Below are 16,660 nucleotides of genomic sequence, written 5' to 3' on the forward strand. Positions count from 1 at the left end.
GAGCCATGAACTCGCACGACGAAACCCATGGTCCCTCACCCGTCCAGGAGCAGGTCACCCTGCGCGGCCCTGCCGAGCTCGCCGACGCATTGCCCTATCTGCTCGGCTTCCACCCGACCGACTCGGTCGTGATGGTCGCCCTGCACGGCCTGCGCGGCCGTTTCGGCGGACGGCTCAGGCTCGGTATCCCGCGCTCGCCGCAGGAGTGGCAGCCGGTCGCCGACCAGCTCGCGGACGGACTGGTCACCGGCAGTGAGAGCCGGGGCCGGCGGCCGGAAGGCATCATCGTCTTCCTCTGCCAGGACCCCGGCCCGGGGGAGACCCCGGCGGATGTCATGGAGCGGCTCCGCCCTTTCGCCCAGCATCTGCGTACGGCATGCGGCGCCCGGGACGTGCCTGTTCCCGAAGCCCTCTGCATCTCCGACGGCAGATTCTTCTCCTACTGCTGCCCCGACACACGGTGCTGTCCGCCCGACGGGAACCCCATGGCCCTGCCGGGTACTTCGGTAATGGCCGCGGCCGCGGCCTACGCGGGGATCCAGGTGCGGGGAACTCTCCAGGAGATGGACGCCAGACTGGCCCCCTGGCAGCCGCCGCGCACCGCGGCGCAGGAACGCGCGCTGGACGAGGCGGCAGGCGCCCTGGTGCCGAGGATCCTGGCAGGCGCCGATCGCGAACAGGTGGGACAGGAGACGCTGGACGCCGCACGCCGCCTTGTCCGTCGCATCGGGCGGACACCACAGGCGCCGGGCTGGGCCGAGGCCGACGCAGCCGACGACGAGCTCATGACCGACGACGAAGCGGCCGTCGTCCTGCTCGGGCTCCAGGACCGTACGACCCGCGATCGCGCAGCCGAGTGGATGGAAGGGCCGTCCGCCGGATCGGTGTTGCGCCTGTGGCGGGCGCTGGCGCGCCGTTGTGTCGGACCGTATGCCGAATACGCCGCGGCGCCACTGACCCTGGCAGGCTGGGTGGCCTGGTCGACAGGGGATGAACCGAGCGCCCGGGTGGCCTTGGGCCGCGCACTCGCCCTCGACTCCGAGTACGTCTTCGCGCGGCTGCTTCACCAGGCATGCAACGAAGGTCTCGATCCCGAGGCGCTCCGGCACTGTCTGCGCCGCGAGCGGAGCGACCGGCTCGCTACGGGGAATCCACCCCCGCAGAGCGGGAGGAGCGCAGCCCCCAAGCCACCAGGAGCCCGCCAGGACCCCCCTCCCGGGACCAGCCGCCCGGGGGCACCGGCCGGCCGGGGGCGTTCGCGCCGTCGCAGCGGTCAGCGTGGGACGAGGACCGGACGATGAGAGCGGGACACAGGTACGGGCGTGACCCGGCCGTGTCCGGCGCCGTTCATTCGGGTGGTGGTGCGCGGCGGCCCGCGCCGGAGGCTCCGCCGCGACCGGTCGCAGCGCTCAGGAGGCGGAAGATGGCTCTCAGCGTCCCTTCAGGAACCAGCGGGGCAGCCGGGGAACGTTCTTCTGCGCCGCCCGCCCTGGGGCAGGCGGCGGCTGTATCGCGCCGAAGGCCCGAACTCCCCTCCGTGCACAACGCGTTGATCTGCGTGGGGCTGCCCGGACTTGTCATCTCACCTGAACACGGACAGCTCACCGGCCAGGGCTTCGACGGGTTCTACCAGTCGGGGCGACGACTCCTCTCCCGCTGTCATCTCCGGGTGTCCGGACGCGAACCGGTCGCCGTCCGGGGCGGGTTGACCGGAGCCGGCCGCGCCCGGTTCGTCGCCGTGGTGCGCCCGCCCGGCGCGGCGGGGCCCGACCCCGAACTGCTCGTGGAGCGCCTGCGCTCCGCCGATGGCATCGAGCGGATCACGCTGCGCAGCGCATCGGACCGGCCCCTTCGGGTGCCGGTGGAGATCGCTCTCGGCACGGACCTGGCATTCCTGGGAGCCGTCGCCGCGGGTTCCCCGGGAGCGGAACTGCCCGCCAGCGTCCATGGAGCCGGTCTGCGCTGGGCGGAAGAAGGGAGCCATGCCATCGTCACCGCAAGCCCTCCACCGCAGGACGCGTTCGCGGCTACGGGACTGCTCAGATGGGAGCTGGAACTGTCTCCGGGAGAATCCAGAGAGATCGAACTCCGGATCCATACGAATGCCCCGTCCCGCCCGGCGAGTTCTCTGCTGGGGGGTGCGGCGCACCCGGCGAGTGCGGACGGCGACGACTCGCGGGTAGGGGCGCTGATGCGCGCCAGTCTGGATGATCTGCGCGCGTTGCTGGTCCACGACCGCAGCCACCCCGCAGACATCTACCCGGTGGCGGGCGTGCCATGGCGCTGCGGGTTCGCGCCTGCCGAGATCCTCTGGACCGCCCGTATGACGCTTCCCCTCGGGACTCGTCTGGCCGCCGCCGCGCTGCGCAGCCTTGCGCGCACGCAGCTCGGGGGAAGCGGGCCTGAAGCCGGACGCATCCCTGGCCCTCTCAGGGATGCGGGGCCCCATCTGCCACCCAGCTGTACCGGGGTGGAGGCGACGCTGCTCTTTCCCGTGCTGCTGGCGGAGGCCAGGCGCTGGGGCCTGGCGGAGCGGGAGGTGGCGGCCCTGCTCCCTGCGGCCGAGCGCTGTCTTGCGTGGCTCCGCACGGCGGTGGACGAGGAGGGCCTGCTCGGTGAGGCCGGAGCTGGGGGCCTGCAGCGTGCGGAGACGCAGGCGCATGCCCATCGCGCCGCAGTGCTCGCGGCCGAGCTGTTCGACGAGTGCGGCAGCCCGGGGGCGGACGCCTGGCGGGAATGGGCCGGCAGGCTCCGGAGCAGGTTCCGGCAGGTGTTCTGGATCGAGGACCGTTCGGGGGGCAGACCCGCGGCCGCGCGCACTCGCGATGGTCAGCTGGTTCCGCATCTGAGTGCCGGAGCGGCTCATCTTCTGGACACGGGACTGCTGGGCGGTGGAAGCCGCGCGAACGGGCTGCTGGACAAGGTGCGGACCGAGCAGGTTGCCAGACTGCTGGGCGGCCCCGCGATGGATTCGGGCTGGGGACTCCGCAGCCTCGGCGCCAGGGAACAGGGATACAACCCGTTCGGGCACCGCGGTGGTGCGGTGCGTGCGCAGGAGACGGCTCTCGCGGTGGCGGGGCTGGCGGCATCGGGATTCGAGAAAGAGGCTGTCTCGCTGCTCGGCGGGGCGCTCGCCGCGGCCGACGCCTTCGACCACCGGCTTCCGGAGATGTACGCGGGGGTGCAGCGGACCGAGGGCGGTGTTCCCCTGCCGCACCCGGCGGCCTGCCGCCCGGCAGCCGTGTCCGCTGCCGCCGGGATCCATCTGCTCACAAGCCTCGTCGGTATCCGTCCTGATGCCCCGGCGGGGACGGTCGCGCTCCGGCCTATGAGCAGTGCTCCGCTCGGCGCCATCCGGTTGTCGGGGCTACGGGTGACAGAGGAGCCCTTTTCGGTGCGCGTCAGCAGACTGGGACTGGGGATGGTCGAAGAAGCCGCTGCCGGACTCCAACTGGGGCTGTGAACGGGCGGGAGGAGTGCAGGAGCAGACGAGAATCGGAGTGCACCGTGGATGTCGAAGGGCGTGTTTATCGTCAGAGAGACGACTATGATCACTCCATGTCGCCCTACGACCCGTCGGCCTTTCCGCCCTTCGCCGTCACCGTCGATCTGGTCGTGCTCACGGTGCGGAGCCATGCGCTGTGCGCACTGGCCGTACGCCGTGGGGAGCCGCCCTTCCAGGGCCGGTGGGCGCTGCCCGGTGGCTTCGTCAAGACCGACGAGGACCTCGGCGCGGCCGCCGCACGGGAACTGGCGGAGGAGACCGGACTCTGCGCCCTGGGTCCCTCGGCGCCGGTCCCGGCTCCTGGTAACGGCGCGCACCTCGAACAACTGGGCACCTACGGCGACCCGGGACGCGACCCCCGTATGAGGGTGGTCAGCGTGGCCCATCTGGCACTCGCGCCCGATCTGCCCGCGCCCCGGGCCGGTGGTGACGCGCACAGTGCCCGGTGGGCCCCTGTGGAGGTGCTGCTGGGGCAGGAGGGCACTTCCGCGAGGGCTGCCGAGCCGCCCGAGCCCCTCGCCTTCGACCATGCGCGGATCCTCGCCGACGGTGTCGAGAGGGCCAGGTCGAAGATCGAGTACTCCTCGCTGGCCACCGCCTTCTGCCCTCAGGAGTTCACGGTCGGGGAGCTCCGCCGGGTGTACGAGGCGGTATGGGGCGTCGTCCTCGACCCCCGTAACTTCCACCGCAAGGTGACCGGTACACCGGGCTTCCTGGTTCCCTCGGGCGGTACGACGACCCGCCAGGGCGGCCGGCCCGCGCAATTGTTCAGAGCAGGAGGTGCGACCCTGCTCAACCCCCCGATGCTTCGCCCAGAGGTTTGAGAACCGCTGCCGTGCTGCACCAAAAGTCCTGAATGTAGCGTTATCTTGCTTCGGTAGCCGCCCAAGCCGCCCGGCGGCCCTGCTACCCGCGAGAGAAGCGATGCTCCAGGCCATCGGACTCACCAGCCACCCCCGCCGGGACCTGCCGCCCGCCGTGGACGATCTGACCTTCGAGGCCGAGGCCGGCCGGGTCACCGCACTTCTCGGCGCTCCGGGTGCCGGCAAGACAACCGCCCTGCGGCTGATGCTCGAGCTCGACCGGGGCCGTGGCATCACCTATTTCCGGGGTCTTCCGCTGCACCGGATCGCGCGTCCGGCTGCCGAAGTGGGAACCCTGCTCGGTGATGTGCCCGGACATCCCGCACGTACCGTACGTGGGCAACTGCGCATGCTCTGCGCCGCGACGGGGGTGCCTGTCTCGCGCGTCGGCGAACTGCTCGAATGCGTGGATCTCGTCGGCCTCGCGGAGCAGCAGCTCGGCACGCTCTCCCGCGGGATGGACCGCAGGCTCGGCCTCGCGGTGGCTCTGCTCGCGGATCCGCAGACACTCGTCCTCGACGAACCCGTCGCGGGACTTTCGCCGCAGGACAGCAACTGGCTCTTCGGGGTGGTGCGCGACCATGCGGCCCAGGGCGGCACGGTTCTGTACACGACGAGTGACCCCAAGGCGGCGGCCCGTACCGCCGACCATGTGGTCACCATCGAAGCCGGACGGCTCGTGGCGGACCAGGAGGGTGCCGAGTTCGCCCGCACCCGGCTCCGCCCCCGGGTCGCCGTGCGCACACCCCACACTGCACGCCTTTCCGGACTGCTCGGCCGGGAGGCCCGCGAAGGGCACCGCTCTGTCGAAGTCGTCACGGAGAGCGGCAGCAGGCTCTCTGTCTACGGCAGCAGTTGCGCCGAGGTCGGCGAGACGGCGTTCAGGCACGGAGTTCTGATCCATCAGCTCGCCGATGAGACAGGCGACATGGGGCCAGGGGGTGAAACCTCCCCGGTCGCCGGTATCCCGGGTTCCGCATCTGCCCGACCCGCAACCGAACTCTCCCCGGTCCGCGACCGCTCCCTCGTGGAGCCCGGTCCCGACGGCTCCTTCCGCGACCCGTCGCCCTACGGGCAGGGGCCCTTCGGCCCGGCGGAGCCCGCCACCGATGACCCCGTACTCGCGGCCCGGTCCGGGCTCCCCGAGCTCCAGTCGCTGATCGCGGCCCGGTCCGAACTCTCCGAACAGCAGCCGGTGATCACCCCGCTCCCGCTCAGGGGGCCGGTCAGGCCGCTGCGCTATGAGCTGCGCCGTGTCTTCGGCGTCCGGACGGCGCTTCTCGTCGTGGGTGTCGCCCTGGCCGCTTCCGTCGTCCTTTCGCTGGTGCTTGCCAGGGCTGGGCAGACTCCCATCCCTCATCTTCTGATCGCGTGGCCCGATCTGCTTCCGTTGCCGCCCGCGGCCTGTGCGGCCGGGCTGCTCGGCGCTCTCGCGTTCGGCGAGGAATTCCGGTATCCGGCGCTAGCCGTGGTCCATGGCATTGTTCCGAGACGATTCGGCCTGCTGGCCGCCAAACTCGCCGTCTCGGGTGCGGCAGCCCTTCTGCTCGCGCTGCTCACTGCCGCTGCGGACGCGGGAATTCTCCGCCTCGTGTACGGCGGTGACTTGGCCGGTGTTCCACACAACTGGCTCTCGCTGGTCGTGGGTTGGGCGGGGCTGGCGGTCGGCTGTGCCTGGGCGGGGCTGCTGGGTGCGGGTGTCTTCAGGAGTACGACCGCCGGGCTGGCCGCCGTTCTGTCCGTCCCCGTTGCCGTCGTACCGCTGGTACAGGCGGCGCTGGCGGCACCGGCCGCCCGCTCTGTCACCGGGCTCTCCGCCAAGCTCCGTGAACTCGCCTGGGGCTGGCCCCACGAAGCGGACCGGTGGCTGATCGCGGTTCTCCGCCTCCTGGTGCAGCCCGTAGGTACGGCCCTGGCCCTGTCGCTCACCGCTCTGCTCTGCGCATATCTGCTCACGGGCCTTTGGGGCAGAGCTCGTTGGTGACCTTCCTGGCCCGCTTCGCGACGCCTTGAAAGCAACTCCTGGGATAATGCCTGGTTCTTTCCGATAAGGCGTCAATTGCAGGGAGGTCGATGATCACCCTTTCGTGTGCTTTTCACCAAAGACCTCAAGGGGCGCCCGAGGCACGCCGACAAAGGATGCGTGACTACCCTTGCGCACTCCATGATGACCAACGCCCGCTCTGCCGAGTCCGGCCTCGCAGGCTCGGGTGAACTCGACCGCTATCCGTACGCAGAGGCGCCCGGTGCCGGGCGTGCCGGAACTCCTTCCTGGGGCGGCGACGCCGAGATGGCCAGGGCTGGTCGGCGGGCTACCGGCAGCCGCGGCCGCGGACTGCACGGCCAGCTGGTTCAGCAGCTCGGCCAGATGATTGTCTCCGGCGACCTCGGTGCCGACCGCCCGCTGGTTCCCGAGGAGATCGGCCAGCGTTTCGAGGTGTCCCGCACGGTTGTGCGGGAGTCGTTGCGTGTCCTGGAGGCCAAGGGCCTGGTCAGCGCCCGCCCCAATGTGGGAACCCGGGTCAGGCCGGTCAGTGACTGGAACCTGCTCGACCCGGACATCATCGAATGGCGGGCATTCGGACCGCAGCGTGACGACCAGCGGCGGGAACTGAGCGAGCTGCGCTGGACGATCGAGCCGCTGGCCGCGCGCCTGGCGGCAGGGCATGGGCGCGAGGACATGCAGCAGCGTCTCGCGGACATGGTCGAGATCATGAGCCACGCTCTGGCTCAGGGCGATGCGGTCACTTTCTCCCGTGCCGATGCCGAGTTCCACGCCCTGCTGATCCAGCTCGCGGGCAACCGCATGCTGGAGCACCTCTCGGGCATTGTCTCGGGCGCCCTCCAGGTCTCCGGCGGTCCCGTCACGGGGTGTGACCGGCCCACCGAGGTCGCTCTCGTTCAGCACGCGCGTATCGCCGACGCGCTCGCCGCGAACGACCCGCAGGCCGCGGAGGCCGCCATGCGTCAACTGCTGACCGTCCACCCGGAGGTGGAGCGCGTCGTTCCCGCGCCGCGTGTGCATTGAGCGCGCGCTGCGGCCGGGGCGCGGGCCGGAAACCGGTGCCGCCGGATCCCCGGAGGGTCCGGCGGCATAATTGTGGGTATGCGTCCCTTGGGGAGTCGTATGTCGCTAATAGGGTGTGACTCGGGCCACGCGGATTGGGCGTAACACTCTTTGAGACAGCGCGATGACCTAAGAGGTGGTAGCCGAAGAGGGAATGCAGGCGTCGTTGGCGGCGCTGTACAGCTCCGAAGCTCAGCCCGCGCCGTCGGTACATCCCCAGCCGGCGGTCGTCGGTTCCAGGCCCGTCAAGGGCGGAGCCGGAAGCCGTTTCCATCGTTTCGAGAGGTTGTTCGTGTCGGCCAGCACATCCCGTACTCTCCCGCCGGAGATCGCCGAGTCCGAGTCTGTCATGGCGCTCATCGAGCGGGGAAAGGCTGATGGGCAGATCGCCGGCGACGATGTACGCCGGGCCTTCGAGGCTGACCAGATTCCGGCCACCCAGTGGAAGAACGTTCTGCGCAGCCTCAACCAGATCCTCGAGGAAGAGGGTGTGACTCTGATGGTCAGTGCCGCGGAGTCGCCGAAGCGCCCCCGCAAGAGCGTCGCAGCGAAGAGCCCGGTGAAGCGCACCGCCACCAGGACTGTTGCGGTCAAGGCGACCGCGGCGAGGACTGTGGCGGCCACTGCCGCTCCTGCTGCCGACAGTGTGGACGCTGTGGCCGACGATGCCGAGCCCGCGAAGAAGGCTGCCGCCAAGAAGGCCGCTGCCAAGAAGACCACCGCGAAGAAGACGGCGGTCAAGAAGACCGCGGCGAAGAAGACCGCCTCCAAGAAGGACGCCGACGAACTCCACGACGGTGATGAGGCAGCCGAGGAGACCCCGGTCGCCAAGTCCGGCGAGGAGGAGGAAGAGGGCGGCGAAGCCAAGGGCTTCGTTCTCTCGGACGACGACGAGGACGACGCGCCCGCGCAGCAGGTCGCTGTCGCCGGTGCCACCGCCGACCCCGTCAAGGACTATCTGAAGCAGATCGGCAAGGTCCCGCTCCTCAACGCGGAGCAGGAGGTCGAGCTCGCCAAGCGCATCGAGGCCGGCCTCTTCGCCGAGGACAGGCTGGCCAATGCCGACAAGCTCGCGCCGAAGCTCAAGCGTGAGCTGGAGATCATCGCGGAGGACGGCCGCCGGGCCAAGAACCACCTGCTTGAGGCCAACCTCCGTCTGGTCGTCTCGCTCGCCAAGCGCTACACGGGCCGCGGCATGCTCTTCCTGGACCTGATCCAGGAGGGCAACCTCGGTCTGATCCGTGCGGTCGAGAAGTTCGACTACACCAAGGGCTACAAGTTCTCCACGTACGCCACCTGGTGGATCCGGCAGGCGATCACCCGCGCCATGGCCGACCAGGCCCGCACCATCCGTATTCCGGTGCACATGGTCGAGGTCATCAACAAGCTCGCACGCGTCCAGCGTCAGATGCTCCAGGACCTGGGCCGCGAGCCCACTCCGGAGGAGCTGGCCAAGGAACTCGACATGACCCCTGAGAAGGTCATCGAGGTCCAGAAGTACGGGCGCGAGCCGATCTCCCTGCACACCCCCCTGGGTGAGGACGGGGACAGCGAGTTCGGTGACCTCATCGAGGACTCCGAGGCGGTCGTCCCGGCCGATGCGGTCAGCTTCACACTTCTCCAGGAGCAGCTGCACTCGGTCCTGGACACGCTCTCCGAGCGTGAGGCGGGCGTGGTCTCCATGCGCTTCGGTCTCACCGACGGTCAGCCGAAGACGCTGGACGAGATCGGCAAGGTCTACGGCGTGACGCGTGAGCGTATTCGTCAGATCGAGTCGAAGACCATGTCGAAGCTGCGTCATCCGTCGCGTTCGCAGGTGCTGCGCGACTACCTCGACTAGTCCAGCGAGCCGCAGGACGTACTGATGCGGGCTCGTGTCTCTCCGTGACGAGAGATGCGGGCCCGCTCTGCGTTTCGGGTCCGGTGTGTGTTTTCGGTGTGGGTGTATGCGCCATGGGGCTGATTCACTCTGAGTGAGACAAGTTCACTGGAGAGTCAGGAAGTCGTATGTGTCGTCCTATCGTCCGAGCACTGACCGGCGTGCTGGCGCTGACCGCGGCCGCGCTGCCACTGGGCGTGTCCGCTCCCGCGTCCGCCGCAGGGCGGGTGACGGTGATCGGTGGCCAGGGGGTGTCGGTGGCCGACAGCCCCTGGGTGGTCGCTGTGGCCAGTCGTGAGCGCTTCGGGTCGGGCCGGGCGGGCCAGTTCTGCGGGGGAGTGGCGGTGTCACCGCGCGAGGTGGTGACGGCGGCCCACTGTCTGAGCCGGGAAGTGCTGGGCGCTCCGCTGGGCCAAGTGCGTGATCTGTCGGTCGTCGCGGGCCGCAGCGACCTGCGTACGTCGGCGGGTCAGGAGATCCGGGTGCGGTCCACCTGGACCGACCCCCGGTACGACCGGGTCAGCAATGCGGCCGATCTCGCCGTGCTGACCCTTTCCCGGGCGCTTCCCCGCCCGTACGCGATCAGGATCGCCGATCCGCACGATCCGGCCGAGGAGCCCGGAACGGATGCGACCGTCTACGGCTGGGGCGACACCGCCGGCACCGGCGACTACCCCTCCGGGCTGCACGCCTCCCATGTTTCGGTACTGCCCGACGCGCAGTGTGCGTCCGCGTACCCCGGGTCATCGAGCGGTACTTTCCAGGCGGCAACCATGCTGTGTGCCGGTGAGCCCGAAGGGGGCCACGATGCGTGCCAGGGCGACAGCGGGGGGCCGCTGGTAGCCCGGGGTCGGCTCATCGGGCTGGTTTCGTGGGGTGCGGGCTGCGGCCGGGCGAAGAGCCCGGGTGTCTACACACGGATGTCGGCGATGGCACAGGCTGTGGCGTCCCACGGCTGATGCCACGCGGCTGACGGCATGCGTCGGATGAGCCCGATGCACATGCCCCGCAAGGTCTGCCCTGCCGGTGCCGGGTCTGCAGGGCCATCGGCCGGGCGTGTGACGACGGCGTGATGGCGCGCCGGGGGTATCAGGGGGTATCGGTCTCCGGCACTGGGCGTGCGTGCCCGGCACCGCGGCCAGGAGTGGTGCCGGGGGGCTTCAGGGCCCGCCTGACGCCCCCCGGGGCCGGGCATGAGAACGGGCGGCCTCTCCTGTGGGTGCAGGCGGGGCCGCCCGTCGACCGGGCTGATACCGGTCCTTGGCTCGTCGTGGGTGCGAGGTGTCAGCGGTCCTCTTCGTCGGAATGGTTCGGGACGGCCGTCAGGCGATCCGTCTCATCCTGGATGTCCGCGGCGATCTTCTTGAGTTCTGGCTCGAACTTGCGACCGTGGTGGGCGCAGAAGAGCAGTTCGCCACCGCTGGTGAGGACAACGCGCAGGTATGCCTGGGCGCCGCATCGGTCGCAGCGGTCAGCGGCCGTCAGCGGGCTCGCGGGGGTCAGAACAGTAGTCACGTCGCCTCTTCTCTAGCTCGACGAGCTGTCGTACCAGGGTCAACATCCAACCAGGCCCAAAACGTTCCCGCTCGTGGCTTTTCCTTGAAACTTTCTGTTCAAGGTGGCTGTCTGCTGCCGGGTGGCGGCGAATAAGCCGTATTGCGGTGGCTTTACGGTTTCGCGTTGCTTGTCTTCGGTGGATCCTCCCGGCTGGCTGCCGGTTGTTGATGAGGACGTGCCCGGAGCCTAAATGGTTCATGCCTGGAAGGGAACGTGATGTGGGCTTCACTCCATCCAGCTATCGAACAGGTGTACGGTGCGGGTTTGGCGCCGGACTCTTCTAGGGTGGCGTAACAACGGCTCTACCAGGGCTCGGTAGGCTCTGACGGGCGACCGACGCCCGGGCCATACCCATGGGGCCCGAAAATAAATTCAGCGAGGAGCGAACCGCGTGACCGCCGATATGTCCGTGCCTTCCACTGCGCTGCTGAGCGGTGCAGACCGTGATGGCTCCAACTACACTGCGCGGCACCTGCTCGTACTCGAAGGGCTCGAAGCGGTCCGCAAGCGGCCCGGTATGTACATCGGGTCCACCGACAGCCGCGGTCTGATGCACTGCCTCTGGGAGATCATCGACAACTCGGTCGACGAGGCTCTCGGCGGCTACTGCGACCACATCGATGTGATCCTCCACGAGGACGGTTCCGTCGAGGTCCGGGACAACGGCCGGGGCATCCCGGTCGACGTCGAGCCCAAGACCGGGCTCTCCGGCGTCGAGGTCGTGATGACCAAGCTGCACGCGGGCGGAAAGTTCGGTGGCGGCTCGTACGCGGCCTCCGGCGGGCTGCACGGCGTCGGTGCCTCCGTCGTCAACGCTCTCTCCGCCCGGCTGGACGTCGAGGTCGACCGCGGCAGCGCCACCCACTCCATCAGCTTCCGCCGCGGCGTTCCCGGGATCTTCACCGAGTCGGGCCCCGACAGCCCCTTCGACCCGGCCAACGGGCTGCTGAAGGGCAAGCGCGTGCCCAAGACCAGGACGGGCACCCGGGTCCGGTACTGGGCGGACCGGCAGATCTTCCTCAAGGACGCCAAGCTCTCCCTGGACCATCTGCACCAGCGGGCCAGGCAGACAGCCTTCCTGGTCCCCGGGCTGACCCTCGTGGTGCGCGACGAGCGCGGTCTCGATGGCGCGGGGAAGACCGAGGAGACCTTCCGCTTCGACGGCGGCATCAGCGAGTTCTGCGAGTACCTCGCTCAGGACAAGGCCGTCTGCGACGTGCAGCGGCTGTCCGGGCAGGGCACCTTCAAGGAGACCGTCCCGGTCCTGGACGACCGCGGTCATATGACCCCGACGGAGGTCACCCGCGATCTGGGAGTGGACATCGCGCTCCGCTGGGGTACCGGCTACGACACCACGGTCAGGTCCTTCGTCAACATCATCGCGACGCCCAAGGGCGGCACGCATGTGTCGGGCTTCGAACGCTCCCTGACCAGGACGGTCAATGAGGTGCTGCGCTCGGCGAAGCTCCTGCGGGTGGCCGAGGACGACGTGGTGAAGGACGACGCGCTGGAGGGGCTGACGGCGGTCGTGACCGTACGCCTCGCCGAGCCGCAGTTCGAGGGCCAGACCAAGGAGGTGCTCGGCACGTCGGCGGCCAGCCGGATCGTGTCCAACGTCGTCGCCAAGGAACTCAAGGCCTTCCTGACCTCCACCAAGCGCGACTCCAAGGCGCAGGCCCGTGCGGTGCTCGAGAAGGCCGTGGCTGCAGCCCGCACCCGGATCGCCGCCCGCCAGCACAAGGACGCCCAGCGTCGCAAGACCGCTCTTGAGTCCTCCTCGCTGCCGGCCAAGCTCGCCGACTGCCGCAGCGACGACGTGGGGCGCAGCGAGCTCTTCATCGTCGAGGGGGACTCCGCGCTCGGTACGGCCAAGCTCGCCCGGAACTCCGAATTCCAGGCGTTGCTGCCCATCCGGGGCAAGATCCTCAATGTCCAGAAGGCGTCGGTCTCGGACATGCTGAAGAACGCCGAGTGCGGCGCCATCATCCAGGTCATAGGAGCAGGCTCCGGGCGGACCTTCGACATCGACGCGGCTCGTTACGGCAAGATCGTGCTGCTGGTCGACGCCGACGTGGACGGCGCGCATATCCGCATCCTGCTGCTGACGCTCTTCCAGCGGTACATGCGACCCATGGTCGAGGCGGGCCGGGTCTTCGCCGCGGTACCGCCGCTGCACCGCATCGAGCTGGTCCAGCCCAAGAAGGGCCAGGACAAGTACGTCTACACGTACTCCGACAACGAGCTGCGGCAGAAGCTGCTGGAATTCCAGCGCAAGAACATCCGCTTCAAGGACTCGATCCAGCGCTACAAGGGGCTGGGTGAGATGGACGCCGACCAGCTGGCGGAGACGACCATGGATCCGCGGTTCCGTACGCTGCGGCGCATCAACATCGGTGATCTGGAGTCGTCCGAGCAGGTCTTCGACCTGTTGATGGGCAATGAGGTCGCGCCCCGCAAGGAGTTCATCACCAGCTCGGCCGCGACACTGGACCGCTCGCGGATCGACGCCTGAGCCTCCAGCCTCCTGCCGGCTGTGCTCTGCTGTGCGCTGCTCCGCTGTGCGCCGCGCGGGGCTCGCATCCTCGGGCCCTCCACCCCTGGGTGGAGCCGCAAGCTCCACCCAGGGTCCACCTCTGCTCCGATCTGCTGACCCGCACGTTTCCGTAGCGTCGAAGGCGTCAACCTTCCCCGCTCACCGGAGGCACTCATGTCAGCGTCCACGCTCACCGATGTCGTGGTGGCTGTCGCGGTCATCGCGCTGGTGCTCGTGCGGCAGTTCCGCCCCCAGCAGGTCAACCACGACAGGCGCTGGTGGCTGCTGCCCGCCATTCTGGCCTTCGTCGCCCTGCGCCAGCACGGCCTGATCGACGCGCACCACCGTTCCCTGTCCGTCCTGCTGATCGGGGTGCAACTGCTGACCGGGCTGCTCATGGGTGCGGGCTGGGCCTGGACCACCAAGATATGGAGCGAGCCGGACGGGTCGACCTGGACCAGGGGCACCAAAGCCACGGCTGCCGTCTGGATACTGGGGCTGCTCGTACGGCTCGGGGTCGCGGGTCTCGGCGCCCTGGCGGGAGTGAGCCTGGGGACCGGAGCCATGCTGCTCGCCCTGGCGTCCTCCCTGCTGGTGCGGGCCGGGGTGGTCGCCTGGCGGGCCGGGCACATCAACCCGTCGTACGGTGTCCCTGCCGCAGCGATGCCCGGAGGGGCAGGGAAGGACCGCGTATGACGCCCGGCGCCTGGACGAGCTGGCCCTCCCGGGAGGCTCTTTCCCGGGTGGGCGTGACCGGCGCGCGGCGCTCGCTCAACTGGGCTGTCCGGTTCGTTGCCCTGGGCGCTCTCCTGTGGAGCGTCTTCACGAGGATCGGCGACGACGCGTGGGTGCTGGCCGCCGCTGCGGTCTCCATCGGTGTCTGCGTCGCGGCGGTCCGCGCCTTCTACTGGGCCAGTCTGGAACATCGCCTGTGGTCCTCGGTGGCACTGCTCGTCGTCCTGCTGGGCGTTGCCGTGCTGGCGCAGCAGGCGAGATTTCCCGGCCCGGCTGCTGTCCTCTGGTGCGGCTGCGCCGTCATCGCACTGGAGCGGCTGCCGCTCATGGCGGGGCTGCCCTGTACGGCGGCGGCCTTCGGCGCCTACGCGCTGCTGGGCGACGACCGGCTGCTGACGGTCGCCGTGACGACCGCAGGGCTGGCTCTCGTCGGATATGTGCTGCGGCTCGACGGGGAGGCCAGGGGTGGTGCTCAGCGGCTGCTGGAGCAGGAGCGGGCGGCCCGGGTGGCCGAGGCCGAGTCCGCGGCGCTTGCGGAGCGGTCCAGGATCGCCCGGGAGATCCATGATGTTCTCGCCCACAGCCTCTCCGCGCAGATGGTGCATCTGGAGGCAGCCAGGTTGCTGATCGAGCGTGATGCGGGGCGGGACCAGATCCTGGAACGCGTGGTGGCGGCGCGCGGGATGGCCAGGGAGGGGCTCGCCGAGACCAGGCAGGCGCTCTCGGCGCTGCGGGGTGAGATGACGCCGGTCGAGGAGTTCCTGGAGGAGGTGGCAGGAGGCTCGCGGTTTGCCGTGACGGGGGACCGCAGGCCGCTGCCCGCTGAGGCCTCGCAGGCTGTGCGGCGGGTGGCTCAGGAAGCGATGACGAATGTACGCAAGCACGCCCCGGGCGCCGAAGTCCGGCTTCGGCTGGAGTATCTGCCGGACGAAATCCTCCTGGAAGTAAAGGACTCGGGGCCTGGGGGACCGGTGGATGAACTCGCTGTCAGTGGCTCGGGATACGGTTTGCTCGGAATGCGGGAGCGTGCCGAACTGCTCGGCGGGACGCTGGAGGCGGGGCCCGATGAGGAGGGTTTCTTGGTACGGCTGAAGGTGCCGGCATGACGGCGCGGGTGGTGGTTGCCGATGACCAGTCCGTTGTGCGTGAGGGCATCGTGATGCTGCTGGGGCTGCTGCCCGGCATCGAGGTCGTGGGCGCGGCGAGGGACGGCGTGGAGGCTGTCGCGCTGGTCGGCGAGCACGCTCCCGACGTGGTCCTGATGGATCTGCGGATGCCCCGCTGCGACGGGGTGGAAGCGACCCGTCGTATCCGCGAGCAGTACCCGTCCACGCAGGTCGTGGTGCTCACGACGTTCTCCGATGACGGCTCGCTCTTTCCCGCGCTGCAGGCCGGGGCGCGGGGATATCTCACCAAGGACGCGGGCGGCGAGGAGATCGTCCGGGCCATCGAGGACGTCATGGCTGGGCAGGCGGGGCTCTCGCCGAGTGTGCAGCGGCTGCTCGTCGAGCGGGTCACTGCGCCGTCAGCGCCCGCCCCGCGGACCGCGGTCGAGCTGCCCGACGGCCTTACTCCCCGGGAGGCCGAGATCCTGGCGCTCATCGCGGAAGGGCTCTCCAACGTGGAGATCTCCCGCTCGTTGCACATCTCGCCGGCCACTGTGAAGACGCACATCAACAACCTCTTCGCCAAGACCGGGATACGCGACCGGGCACAGGCCGTGCGGTATGCGTACGGGCACGGGCTCGCAATGCCACCGGGCACGTCCATCACCTAACGGGCACGTCCATCACCTAACGGGCACGTCCATCACCTAAAGGGGTGAAGAGGGGGAGATAAGGGTTCGGACGCCCCCGGAAGTACCCATCCTTGGGCACGCGGCTGAAGCAGTCGCGCACAGGGAGAGGGTATTCGGTGGAGAAGGACGACGGGCTCGACGCCGCTGAGGTGCGGTTGGACGACCCCTGGTACGACGCGTTGGCCTCCGGCTGGGGCGAGTCGGGCGGCGCCGGCGCTCCCGCGGCTGTACCGGCGCAGACAGCCCCGGTGCAGTCGAGCCCGGCACAGGACCCCCCGGCACAGTCGGGCCCGGTGCAGCCGAACCCGGCACAAGCGGCTTCGGCGCCGTCGAGCCCCGGGCAGGCGGCCTCCGGGCAGCCGACTCCGGAGCAGGGGCGCAGTGCGGCCGATATCTATCTGGAGGTCCAGAGCAGCGCGGCCTTCCAGGAAGTGCGCAGTCGTTACCGGAGGTTCGTCGTCCCCGCGGTGTGCGCGTTCTTCGTCTGGTACCTCGCCTATGTCGTCATGGCCACGGCCGCACCGGGGTTCATGGCCCGCCCGGTGGCCGGAGCGGTGAATGTGGCGATGCTGGCAGGTCTCGGGCAGTTCCTCTCCACTTTCCTGCTCACCTGGGGTTACACCCGCCACGCCCGCCTGCGCAGGGACCGGGCGGCGCTCGACCTCCGCTGGGACACACAGGAACTGACGCGAGAACTGACGCGAGGGATCAGCCGTTGAGCAG

Annotated in this window: 13 protein-coding genes; 12 read left to right on the top strand and 1 reads right to left on the bottom strand. The window is 69.4% G+C overall.

The features are described 5' to 3' along the window. Nucleotides 1-5 precede the first annotated feature (5 nt). The 7 genes from ACWGKJ_RS17460 to ACWGKJ_RS17490 all read left to right on the top strand — a co-directional run bounded on the left by ACWGKJ_RS17460 (nt 6) and on the right by ACWGKJ_RS17490 (nt 10,273). On the top strand, nt 6-1,301 hold the full coding sequence (locus ACWGKJ_RS17460) for a DUF4192 domain-containing protein (protein WP_385021507.1): 1,296 nt from the start codon (nt 6-8) through the stop codon (nt 1,299-1,301). Nucleotides 1,302-1,423: 122 nt separating this feature from the next. Continuing rightward, nucleotides 1,424-3,463 carry a glycogen debranching N-terminal domain-containing protein gene (locus ACWGKJ_RS17465; protein ID WP_385021504.1) on the top strand — a complete coding sequence of 680 codons (2,040 nt, stop codon included), beginning with the start codon at nt 1,424-1,426 and terminating at the stop codon, nt 3,461-3,463. Nucleotides 3,464-3,558: 95 nt separating this feature from the next. Continuing rightward, nucleotides 3,559-4,329, top strand: coding sequence for an NUDIX hydrolase (locus tag ACWGKJ_RS17470; protein WP_385021501.1), 771 nt, complete (start codon nt 3,559-3,561; stop codon nt 4,327-4,329). A 100-nt stretch (nt 4,330-4,429) separates the two neighbouring features. Then, a complete protein-coding gene (locus tag ACWGKJ_RS17475; protein ID WP_385021498.1) occupies nt 4,430-6,352 on the top strand; it encodes an ATP-binding cassette domain-containing protein in 1,923 nt (640 codons plus the stop codon). Between the two features lie 105 nt (nt 6,353-6,457). Next, the gene (locus ACWGKJ_RS17480; protein ID WP_385021495.1) at nt 6,458-7,396 is read left to right on the top strand and encodes a FadR/GntR family transcriptional regulator; all 939 of its coding nucleotides are present in this window, start codon (nt 6,458-6,460) and stop codon (nt 7,394-7,396) included. A gap of 331 nt (nt 7,397-7,727) precedes the next feature. Then, nucleotides 7,728-9,275, top strand: a complete 1,548-nt coding sequence (locus tag ACWGKJ_RS17485) for an RNA polymerase sigma factor (RefSeq protein WP_385021492.1) — start codon at nt 7,728-7,730, stop codon at nt 9,273-9,275. Nucleotides 9,276-9,442: 167 nt separating this feature from the next. Continuing rightward, the gene (locus ACWGKJ_RS17490; protein ID WP_385021489.1) at nt 9,443-10,273 is read left to right on the top strand and encodes a S1 family peptidase; all 831 of its coding nucleotides are present in this window, start codon (nt 9,443-9,445) and stop codon (nt 10,271-10,273) included. 325 nt (nt 10,274-10,598) lie between these two features. Here the strand turns inward: ACWGKJ_RS17490 and ACWGKJ_RS17495 are convergent, their stop codons facing one another. After that, nucleotides 10,599-10,829 (bottom strand): DUF7455 domain-containing protein, encoded by a 231-nt coding sequence (locus ACWGKJ_RS17495; protein WP_385021486.1) that lies wholly within the window; start codon nt 10,827-10,829, stop codon nt 10,599-10,601. 433 nt (nt 10,830-11,262) lie between these two features. On the opposite strand from ACWGKJ_RS17495, the gene ACWGKJ_RS17500 reads away from it, so the two are divergent. The 5 genes from ACWGKJ_RS17500 (at nt 11,263) to ACWGKJ_RS17520 (ending at nt 16,656) form a co-directional block, all read left to right on the top strand. Then, complete coding sequence (locus ACWGKJ_RS17500) at nt 11,263-13,383, top strand: DNA gyrase/topoisomerase IV subunit B (RefSeq protein ID WP_385021483.1); 2,121 nt, start codon at nt 11,263-11,265, stop codon at nt 13,381-13,383. Nucleotides 13,384-13,578: 195 nt separating this feature from the next. After that, on the top strand, nt 13,579-14,100 hold the full coding sequence (locus ACWGKJ_RS17505) for a DUF1453 domain-containing protein (protein ID WP_385021480.1): 522 nt from the start codon (nt 13,579-13,581) through the stop codon (nt 14,098-14,100). Beyond that, the gene (locus ACWGKJ_RS17510; protein WP_385021478.1) at nt 14,097-15,245 is read left to right on the top strand and encodes a sensor histidine kinase; all 1,149 of its coding nucleotides are present in this window, start codon (nt 14,097-14,099) and stop codon (nt 15,243-15,245) included. The genes ACWGKJ_RS17505 and ACWGKJ_RS17510 overlap by 4 nt, the downstream gene beginning before the upstream one ends. Further along, the gene (locus ACWGKJ_RS17515) at nt 15,242-15,916 is read left to right on the top strand and encodes a response regulator (protein WP_385021475.1); all 675 of its coding nucleotides are present in this window, start codon (nt 15,242-15,244) and stop codon (nt 15,914-15,916) included. The genes ACWGKJ_RS17510 and ACWGKJ_RS17515 overlap by 4 nt, the downstream gene beginning before the upstream one ends. A 92-nt stretch (nt 15,917-16,008) precedes the next feature. Next, nucleotides 16,009-16,656, top strand: a complete 648-nt coding sequence (locus ACWGKJ_RS17520) for a DUF485 domain-containing protein (RefSeq protein WP_385021472.1) — start codon at nt 16,009-16,011, stop codon at nt 16,654-16,656. Nucleotides 16,657-16,660: the final 4 nt, after the last annotated feature.

The sequence above is a fragment of the Streptomyces sp. NPDC054757 genome (assembly GCF_053612185.1).

Coding starts and splice junctions, on each gene's coding strand:
- ACWGKJ_RS17460 (WP_385021507.1), top strand. CDS start 6: ATGAACTCGCACGACGAAACCCATGGTCCCTCACCCGTCCAGGAGCAG.
- ACWGKJ_RS17465 (WP_385021504.1), top strand. CDS start 1,424: ATGGCTCTCAGCGTCCCTTCAGGAACCAGCGGGGCAGCCGGGGAACGT.
- ACWGKJ_RS17470 (WP_385021501.1), top strand. CDS start 3,559: ATGTCGCCCTACGACCCGTCGGCCTTTCCGCCCTTCGCCGTCACCGTC.
- ACWGKJ_RS17475 (WP_385021498.1), top strand. CDS start 4,430: ATGCTCCAGGCCATCGGACTCACCAGCCACCCCCGCCGGGACCTGCCG.
- ACWGKJ_RS17490 (WP_385021489.1), top strand. CDS start 9,443: ATGTGTCGTCCTATCGTCCGAGCACTGACCGGCGTGCTGGCGCTGACC.
- ACWGKJ_RS17505 (WP_385021480.1), top strand. CDS start 13,579: ATGTCAGCGTCCACGCTCACCGATGTCGTGGTGGCTGTCGCGGTCATC.
- ACWGKJ_RS17510 (WP_385021478.1), top strand. CDS start 14,097: ATGACGCCCGGCGCCTGGACGAGCTGGCCCTCCCGGGAGGCTCTTTCC.
- ACWGKJ_RS17515 (WP_385021475.1), top strand. CDS start 15,242: ATGACGGCGCGGGTGGTGGTTGCCGATGACCAGTCCGTTGTGCGTGAG.